This window comes from Pedobacter sp. 01T416_2, assembly GCF_056398925.1.
In genome coordinates this window covers 1-9,338 of sequence record NZ_JBFTQI010000150.1, presented here as the reverse complement: position 1 = coordinate 9,338, position 9,338 = coordinate 1, and the positions used below count along the sequence as shown (strand labels likewise).

Sequence of the window (9,338 nt, the reverse complement as noted above, 5' to 3'; positions counted from 1 at the left end):
TCATATTAATAGACAACGCCATTAAATATTCAGGGGCCGATAGTCAGATTCAGTTTTATACCAAGATTAATGAACATAATTGTACCATCAGAATCTGTGATGATGGGATTGGTATTCCTGAAAGTGATCACAAACATCTTTTCGATGCTTTTTTTCGTGCCCACAATACGGGTAATATATCAGGTACTGGGCTTGGGTTGAGTATACTTTCCAGATATACAGGTTTGATGGATGGGTATGTCAGTTTTAAAAGCAGAGTTAACAGAGGAACCTTATTTACATTGACCTTCCCACAAAAAAATAACCATGGGCAAAAAAGTATTGATTATTGAAGATCATGGTGAGATACGTACAAACCTGGTTGAAATTCTAGAAATGGCCCGTTACACGGTATATCAGGCTGAGAATGGTAAGCGTGGCGTTGAACTCGCCATCAGCCATGTTCCTGATATCATACTTTGTGATATCATGATGCCCGAACTTGATGGGTATGGTGTATTATATATGCTCAACAGGCATGAGCAGACATCAGGAATTCCATTTATTTTTCTGACTGCAAAGGCTGAACATGCAGATCTTAGGAAAGGAATGGAACTGGGCGCAGATGATTATTTGGTTAAGCCCTTTGATGATATGGAATTGCTAAATGCCATTGATATTCGTTTAAGAAAGAAAGCTGCAAACGATCTTTCCCACCAAAACAGAACTGAAGCATTCAAAGTATTGGTTGAGAAAACAGACGGTCTTGCTAAATTCAATAAAATTATTGAAGAAAAAAAAAGCAGGGATTTCAAAAAGAACCAGGTAATTTATTATGAGGATGATCATGGAAAAGGGCTCTATCTAGTTACGCATGGTAGAATTAAAACCATAAAACTGACTAAGGATGGCAGGGAGCTGATGACTGGGATTTATGTTCAGGGTGACTATCTTGGAATTAATGCSGCATTAAGTAATAGTTGTTATGCAGATACTGCCACAGCCCTTGAGGATAGTAGCGTGTGCCTAATTCCAATAGATCAAATGGAAACCATACTTAATTTATATCCGGAGGTAGCAAGAAAATTTATCCATTTGCTTTCCAGAGATAATAGAGCAAAAGAAGAACAGCTGTTGGAACTGGCCTATCATTCAGTGAGAAAAAAAATGGCCGGTACATTGCTCCGACTATATGAACAGGCAAAGGTAAATGATAATTTAATCAATATTACCAGGGAAGACCTTGCCGCTATGGCCTGCATGGCAACGGAAACGGTGAGCCGCACCTTATCAGATTTCAAGGATGAGCTGCTCATTGATAGAAACGGAACAAAGATTACGCTACTTAATCATGATGGACTAGCTAAAATGAAAAATTAAAGCCTATAATATTAAAATACCATAGCTATTATAAAAAAGCATTCCTTTATAACTTCCTGTGACAACATTAAAAGAATTTAAGTAGCCTCAACGATTCGATTATTCCGCAAAGGAATAACCTTTCGCCCAATAATCCTTTTATATAGATATAATACCTTAGGTTTGATCATCAATGAACTTAACTCCTGTAGATGAGGAGGATAAATGGAAAAACTTCGGTTTTCAATCCCCCTTAATATCTCTTTTCAAGAATTTTCATCCATTAAATGAGGCCATAGAGTCGATCATCAATGCACAGACTTTCCCCGTCCGCTTCGCCAAGCACAAGCATATTGCTTCTCCACTAAAACGTAACCATTATATTTTCCTGATCATTAAAGGTGCCGCCCATGGTTACCTGAAGGTGGGCAGTAAAAAAATAACCACCTGGATTGCCATTGAGAATGAACTTGCCGGAACAATCAGAAACCTATGGACAGATGAGGTATCTGAAGAATATATCGAATCCATTGAGCCGGTACTAGCCATTGCAGTACCCCATGAGATGTCGAAGTTATTATACCAACAGTTTGAAATTGTCAATTACGTGGGCAGAAAAATAATGGAAATCCATTATCGGAGCGCATTTGAGCGGGCATTCATCTGTAGGCTGCCCACTGCGAAAAAACGTTACGACCGGTTTATCCTAAGCTACCCGCGTTTGTTAGAACGCGTACCACTCAAGTACATTGCCTCCTTTCTGGGAATGAGAATGGAGACCCTAAGCCGTATCCGGTCAGGACTGAACAAGGCTAAAGCAGCTTTAGCAAATATAGTATAGACCAGCATAGGCAATCTCTCTATAAAAACTGTTTGAACATTGAAGTATAAGTCAAACCTGTATTAATAAAGTTTAAAACTTCTTCTTCCGATACCGACCTTCAAGCATATTTTTCGAAGTTCTTTCAAAGGAGAGCAAATCTTCAAAAAAGATAACTGTTTAATTACTACAATTTGTCAAAGTTTCGGTTGTTGGAATTAACAAAGCCAGTAACGATACCATTTGAATCCGTAACAAATTTATAATCACCCTCCTTTTCGTTGATGTAAAAATCAACATCAGATGTGAAATTTATCCTGCTTTTAACTGGGGTATTTAGCCACAGTTCATTGTTTTCCATAACGATAAATGCTGGTTTTCCGTACCACATATATTTCCCTATATATTTCCGCATCACAGAATCTGCTAATGAAGTGGTCTTCTTTTCAACAGGACGGTAAAAATCTTTCCAACCATATATCTGACTTACACTATTAAAAATTTCCGTTGAGATTCCCGGATTTCCGGAGTTTGTCATCACAACTACGCCATTCCCATTTTCAAAACTGCCTATATACTCAGAAATAAATCCATTGGTTCCACCACTGTGTGTGAAATATTTTTCACTTCCCTTTTGTTTTATAAATACACCTAAGGCACTTTCATCATCAATAAACGGCGTAAGCCTTAAGCGTGTCATCTCCTGGTTTAATACTTTTTCAGATTTTCCTTCCAGAGCTAACTGCGTTTCTATAACATATTTTGCAAGGTCGGTCGGATTTGTCCAGAGGCCTGCGGCTGCCTGCTCGGGATAGGTATTATGACCGATATCATTGACTGCGCTCCCATCGGATGAATATCCCACTGCCAAAAAGCGCTCTTTACTTCTAATTGGCGGTTGGTTAAAGAAGCTGTTTGTCATGCCCATAGGTCTTAGTATTTGATTCCACATATAATCCTGATATAGCTCGCCAGTAATGTCAGTCACGATTAACTGTGAAATAGTAATCCCTCCTCCGGAATATACCGCAGTCTTACCTGGCTCATCTTCCGAGCGTACAGGTTCCGAATTTGCAGGCTTTTTTCCATCAAGTGTTTCATAGATAGACGGGATCCGATCGCCTTTGGTATATCCACTAAAACCGTGACCCGACAAACCGGCAGTATGGCTAAGAAGATTTGCAAGGGTTATTTTTTTATTGTTGGATACCTGATCATAGGGAAATTTCCAGGTTTTCAGACGATCATTTATATCAGTGTTAAGGTCCAGTTTTTTATCCTGAACTAGTTTTAAAATACCAACCCCGTTCAGTGATTTGCTTATTGATCCGGCCTGAAACAATGTATTGATAGTCACGGGCTTTTTACGATTAACGTCAGCAAAACCATAACCCTTTACCCAATCTATTTTATAGTTTTTGATCACTGCAATACTTACTCCATTGATGTTGTATTTAGCCATCCTATCTTGTAAATCGTATTTCTTACTGTTAAGATCTTTAGCCCACAGCCCCAGGTTCTTTTCAACTTCCTTAATTCTATCGGCAAGTTTTTCTGGAACAGTATTTCCGGACTGCGCAGATAATTTAGCGGAAAATATCAATACGATAAAAAGTGCAAGAGATAGGGAACGTGAAAAAGAATTCAATGGCATTTTTTTAGTTTTGCAAAGCAATTATTGGTTTATGGTTAAGGACGGCTGGCGGTTGGATGAAAGACCAACAATGAAATTATCACTGTCTTACAGTCATATCCGATCAAACAAAGATAATATTTTAATATCGGCAATTACATTTTTGACATTTTCTAAAACGAGATAATAATGCGGGCCTGATTATTGGTACTCCGCTTTATCGAAAGCCAAAAAGCCACCGTCACTAAAATAAAAATGAATACCGAAAAAACATGCCCGGGATTAAAGCCTCCACGTTTGGAGATTCCCAATGCAGTTAAAGCCGTAACAGCAGTAGTATAAAGTATATTTTACCACTAAGATGCGTTAAATCAATTTTGCCAAAGCGTACAAATGAAATGATTGCCGCTGCAATGGCAGCGATACCAATTATGGTATGAAAATTCCTAAACCTGATAGTCCCATAGCCTTTTATGTTGTTATGTAATTGTTGTTTACAAAAGTGGGTATAGTAAGGTTAAGGGGTTTTGTTTATTCGTTCAATTAATTGGTAATCCCGTTCAAAAATAACCCAGTGTGTTACCTTGACTTTGGTTTTAGCGAGACGCTAGACTAGATGGGAGATGCTAGAACGAATTAGATTAGCAAATAATTTTCACTTAGTTAATCAGTATCAATTAGGTTAATGTTTATCTTTCGAACCTGTTACCTGCTACGATAAGAGAAGAAAATTAATAAAGAAAATCAACAATTCTAAAAGAATTGGAAAATCTAAAATTATAAGATATGAAATTAATCACTAAAATATCGGTTTGCCTGGTATTGATGATGGGACTATCCGTGACGCTTTACGCACAATCAAAACAACAGGCTGTTAAATTGATATTGCGCTCAACACCGTGGACATTTACCGGAGGATCTGCGCTAAGTACGCTTTCGTCAAAAACAAGAAGCGCAATTTTCAAATCCCCGTCAGATAGCAGTAGCTTTACCATAAAATTACTGGTCAATCTTAAAGCAGGAAGTGCGAATAAGACACTTATTGATATCCCTGAAGTGTTAAAAGTGACAATATTTCATCACGACGCTAAGGATCGAAAACGTCAAAACTATCCTGCTTATTTATTGCCAGATGGCTCTGACCCAGCATTAGAAGCGTCTCTCCGGCTTCATTCTCCAACTGAGCCTAATGGTCCACGGGATATGTCTGTGGGTATTCCTTTAGGGATGTTGAAAAAACTAAATGGAGAACATGAGCTTGTACTTCATTTTTCCGGAGTTCGGTGGACTTTATACGTTGATAATGAGCTTCTTGATAATGATTTCCCCATAGGATATCCAAAATGGGGCGAACAAAGCACCTGGAGCATAGATCCTTCAGTTGTTTTAAAAGCGGAAATTTTTTTCCCAGGAATGCAGCCGCAAAGAGTGGCTTTGAAAAAACCCAGAACTGTGGCTGAAATTCAATACTGGACGCCTCAGGGACATAATGCCTGGGTGGGAGATGTTGCTACTTTATTTTATAAGGGACGTTACCATTTATTCTATTTATTTGACCGCCGTGGTCACGCCAGCAAATTTGGAAAAGGAGGCCATTATTTTGAGCACCTCTCCACCACCGATTTTAAAACCTGGGTTGAACACGATGCCGCCACGCCTATAGAGGAGCAATGGGAGGCGTTTGGAACTGGTACACCTTTTATCTTTGACAATAAACTTTGTATCAGTTACGGATTGCATACCACACGGATTTACCCTAAGGAACAAACCATGTTGCCTTTACAGTGGGATTATTACAATAAACATGGCATTACGGGTTCTTTCCGATACGACACCATTCCTGGCTATCCTGCTGGATCCACCTATTCCATTAGTGAAGATGGGATCAGTAAGTTCAAGAAATCAAAAATCTTATTTCATCCTTGCGAAAACCCTAGTGTTTATACAGATCCGGAGGGACGCTTGCGCATGTTGGCAAATTATGGAGCAAAAGGGACGTGGGAATCCAAGTCCATTAATGGTGGCTGGCAATCCGTAAATCCAAACTTCCCTCCTGGCGGCGATTGTACATTTTTCTTTCGCTGGCAAAGTTATGACTACGTTATTGGTGGTTTTACCGGTTTTTGGTCAAAACCAGCAGGTGCAACAGCGGACAGATTTGTAGATGGCGTTAAAGCAGGGCTTGACTTTTACAATGGAATGAATGTGCCAGCCGTAACAGAAATAAGCAACGGCCGGTTTTTGCTGGCTGGCTGGATTCCAATAGCAGCTTGGGGTGGAACACTAGCTATACATGAAATGGTCCAGGCTCCCGACGGCAGAATTGGAACAAAGTGGATGAACGAGATCATACCTGCAATCCAAAAAGAAAGGTTACTGTCAAAAGAAATTAAAAAAACTTCTACATTTCCTACAGGGTCTTCTTCGTTCCTATTGACTTTCGATGTAGAACCGGGCACTGAATTAAATGGAAAACTAGGCGCACTTTTTCTAGGCGCAGACAGTGAAGACCATGCTTCTGAAGTTCAAATCAGTCCAAAATATAAAAGGGCACAATATGGAAATGGACAGCTTCAGAATTTTTCTGGTACTGAGAAATCCTTACATGAGGGGGGATCACCAAACAGTGTGCGTAATTATGCGATTGAAAATTTGTCTGGTACAGATAAACCGTTTACAGTTAGAATGATTGTTAAATATGAAGACAAATTTGGCGGGTCATTAATTGATACTGAAATTGCTGGTCAGCGCACTATGATTTCTTTCCGTCCCGATTTAAAAGTTGAAAACTTACTATTAAGGTCGAAAAAAAACGTAATTAAAAATGTGAAAATTGCCTCACTTAAAAATTAGAGATCCTTCATTCAATAAGTGAGGAGTTACCTTTTGAAAGTAATTGTGTTTTTTTGTGATTATGCTCAGTGTTCAGAATATAGACGTTATCGTCTGAAATAACTTTTGAGTGTTGGAGATCAGCTAATTAATGACATGTATAAATTTGCATTTACCAGTTTCAAGATAAATACTATACACATGTCTTGGCAGGATTGAAGAAGTTGTAATTCGCCACCAGAGTTCACAATAGCACATTGGTTCGTAAAAACTTATGGTAGTTTCTTTTTCCGATATTGCCCTTCAACCTTATTTTTTAACGAATTTTCGAAATTTACTGTAGCCTCACAATATCAAAAAAGGGTCGAACATTGGCCGCATAACGCTAACAGCGCTAATAAAAATAAATAAGTGATTTCCCATCTAGCGCAAGTCTTAGTGCCTCGGCCCAAAACAATGGACAGACTTGCGATTTCGTTAAATTAACAGATTAATGTCAATAGAAAATTTTATTAGTTATATCGTGAAATGCACAAGTCATCCCACCCGTTGCCTTAAGCGCTACCTATCAAGCTGGCTGTTCACTATCCCTAAGAGATAGCATAGATGAATCCAGATCACCAGCTAAACACTTCGTAACCGCTATTTCTACACTTCATTTCCATCGCCCGGTGCTTCCTTGATCTTATCCCTTCTTCGGTAGCGAAAATTAGAATAGTATCTTTTGATATTCAGACGAAAAACATCATACAGCAGGGTAAAACAGAGCATTGATCCGGGGATCAAAAACGAGCGGAAACTAATACAGGTATACAAATATGCACCTGATAGCGCACCGAGCATAAAGAAGAGGATTATAGAAACCCGGAGTTTAATCCTAGACAGGAGCTCGACCTGAGCCTTGTAATTATCTTTTCTCAGCTGCGCGAGCTCTATCCCCAAATCTGTAAAGGTCCCGGTCAGATGGGTAGTCCTTACAACTGAACCAGAAATTACCGAAACCAAAGCATTCTGCAGCCCCATGGCAAAAAGCAGGGACCCGGCGAAAAAATTGTTAGAGAACTTCAGGGTTTTTACAAAGGCTGAGAACGCACAAAATATCAGTATGATAATTTCCAGCACGATAGGAATGGTAAAAGAGAACCTTGCGTTGTGGCCGATTTTGTTAACGATCAGGCTGCTCGTGAAAGCTCCGGCAAGAAAAAGCATCATCCAGATCGCAATGAGTCTGGCCATTCCCCAGTCCTGTCTGGCAATGCCTTCGGCAAAAAGCGCAGCATGTCCGGTAACATTTGTCGTCAGTGCCGAAAAACCGAGAAACCCAGCTGCGTTTACAAAACCCGCGGTCAGGCTCAGTAAAACTGCCAGTTTCAAATTGTGCGCATAGGTTCTTTTAACTCCGAAGTGTCTTAACATGGTTTGGATAATCGATATTTTTTCAAAATCGGAAGGACTTATTGTATTCTATCTGTTTTACCTCAAACCTTGCGTATGGATATTTTATCCCTTTTAGTTTCCAGCTTGCTTCTGCTAAGGTGGGAATAATAATGTTATTGATTTCGCGGTAATCAGAAAGATTAATAATCCAGGTCTCAAGCGTTTCTGCCATATATCTTTTGGTTGACAGGCTTTCAATTTCTCCCCTGTCGTTAAAGCAGACCAGATAATTTAATACCAATCCATTAATTTCCACTTTGAGCCTCGCATTTTTTGAATCAATAGCGAACCATTGCTTATTTTCATCCGGCAAAAGATTGGTCGGAAACCATACGCTTTCCGCTAGCCATCGCAGCAGCTCGCCCTGATTGAACTTATCACCCTTGCCATTAACAATCTTCAATGCATTAAACAGAAAAACCTCCAGTTTTCCCTTATCTCCTATATACATATCCCTTGCACTGAACAGGGCTGTATTACCTTTCCAGATAAAGCCAGCGGGAACTGTGGTAAAATACTGCTCACCACGGATCGGGATCCATGGCTTATCCAAAGCCATTTTAAACTGGCCGCCATGTTTTAAACGGATGGTACCGGGGTAACTTTGACCTTCTTTGAGCACCAGTCTGAAATATTTCTCAACCGGAGTTGGGAGAGCTAAAAGCTGATCAATTTTAAAAACCCTTGGCGCAGATTTATCCCGGATAGAGAACAATCTTTTAAGCTGGATTCTATAGCGCCAATTGGATAGCAGCACCAAAAGGGCATACAAGACTAAAACGGCAATTACCAGGTAAGCTGCGATGATGATCATTTCTTTATTTTCTTAGTGCCAATGCTTTATTATATTCATAATTCATCCTTCCGATGTGCAGAACCGATATTTCCTGAGGGCATTCTACCTCACAGGCCTCCATATTGGAGCAATGCCCAAAACCTTCGGCATCCATCTGTCCGACCATTTTTATTACCCAGTCTGCGGATTCCAGCTTTCCCTGCGGCAAAAGTACCAGATGGGATATTAGCCAAAGTAAACAGTATGGCACTTTAATCTTTACAGGTTGCCAATTTATCCATAGCGCTTAGCCTTTGGGATTTCTGCTATGGATATTTTTTATCGGCAGTCTATAACATGTCCATAGGCATTTATAGTTTTGGGGGATATAAAGGGAATACCCAAATCGGCCGACCGTAATATGAGCAATGCTCCCATAAAAAACATAAACCAGGGAATAAGTTTGTTGGTATTAAAGCGGATGTATTTCTTCAGGAAGATCC

8 protein-coding genes are annotated in these 9,338 nt (G+C 39.6%); 4 read left to right on the top strand and 4 right to left on the bottom strand.

What is annotated here, in order from left to right; all coding sequences use genetic code 11:
- The 3 genes from AC1DPQ_RS08700 to AC1DPQ_RS08690 form a co-directional block, all read left to right on the top strand.
- Positions 1–332: sensor histidine kinase (locus AC1DPQ_RS08700; protein ID WP_477608849.1), on the top strand; the 332-nt coding region annotated here is incomplete at its 5' end.
- A complete protein-coding gene (locus tag AC1DPQ_RS08695; protein WP_477578534.1) occupies positions 307–1,359 on the top strand; it encodes a response regulator in 1,053 nt (350 codons plus the stop codon). The genes AC1DPQ_RS08700 and AC1DPQ_RS08695, both read left to right, overlap by 26 nt.
- Positions 1,360–1,531: 172 nt before the next feature.
- Positions 1,532–2,179: a Crp/Fnr family transcriptional regulator gene (locus AC1DPQ_RS08690; RefSeq protein ID WP_477578536.1), complete on the top strand. Its 648-nt coding sequence runs from the start codon at positions 1,532–1,534 to the stop codon at positions 2,177–2,179.
- Positions 2,180–2,345: 166 nt separating this feature from the next.
- Here the strand turns inward: AC1DPQ_RS08690 and AC1DPQ_RS08685 are convergent, their stop codons facing one another.
- Positions 2,346–3,812: a serine hydrolase domain-containing protein gene (locus AC1DPQ_RS08685; RefSeq protein WP_477608847.1), complete on the bottom strand. Its 1,467-nt coding sequence runs from the start codon at positions 3,810–3,812 to the stop codon at positions 2,346–2,348.
- 765 nt (positions 3,813–4,577) lie between these two features.
- Here AC1DPQ_RS08685 and AC1DPQ_RS08680 point away from each other — a divergent pair.
- A complete protein-coding gene (locus AC1DPQ_RS08680) occupies positions 4,578–6,644 on the top strand; it encodes a glycoside hydrolase family protein (protein WP_477608845.1) in 2,067 nt (688 codons plus the stop codon).
- 627 nt (positions 6,645–7,271) lie between these two features.
- Here AC1DPQ_RS08680 and AC1DPQ_RS08675 read toward each other — a convergent pair.
- From AC1DPQ_RS08675 to AC1DPQ_RS08665, 3 genes are read right to left on the bottom strand one after another with little or no spacing between them, the layout of a single operon-like run.
- Positions 7,272–8,039: a YoaK family protein gene (locus AC1DPQ_RS08675; protein ID WP_477608843.1), complete on the bottom strand. Its 768-nt coding sequence runs from the start codon at positions 8,037–8,039 to the stop codon at positions 7,272–7,274.
- 22 nt (positions 8,040–8,061) lie between these two features.
- Positions 8,062–8,874, bottom strand: coding sequence for a DUF6544 family protein (locus AC1DPQ_RS08670; RefSeq protein WP_477578544.1), 813 nt, complete (start codon positions 8,872–8,874; stop codon positions 8,062–8,064).
- Positions 8,875–8,878: 4 nt separating this feature from the next.
- The gene (locus tag AC1DPQ_RS08665; protein WP_477608841.1) at positions 8,879–9,010 is read right to left on the bottom strand and encodes a hypothetical protein; all 132 of its coding nucleotides are present in this window, start codon (positions 9,008–9,010) and stop codon (positions 8,879–8,881) included.
- Between the last annotated feature and the right edge of the window lie 328 nt (positions 9,011–9,338).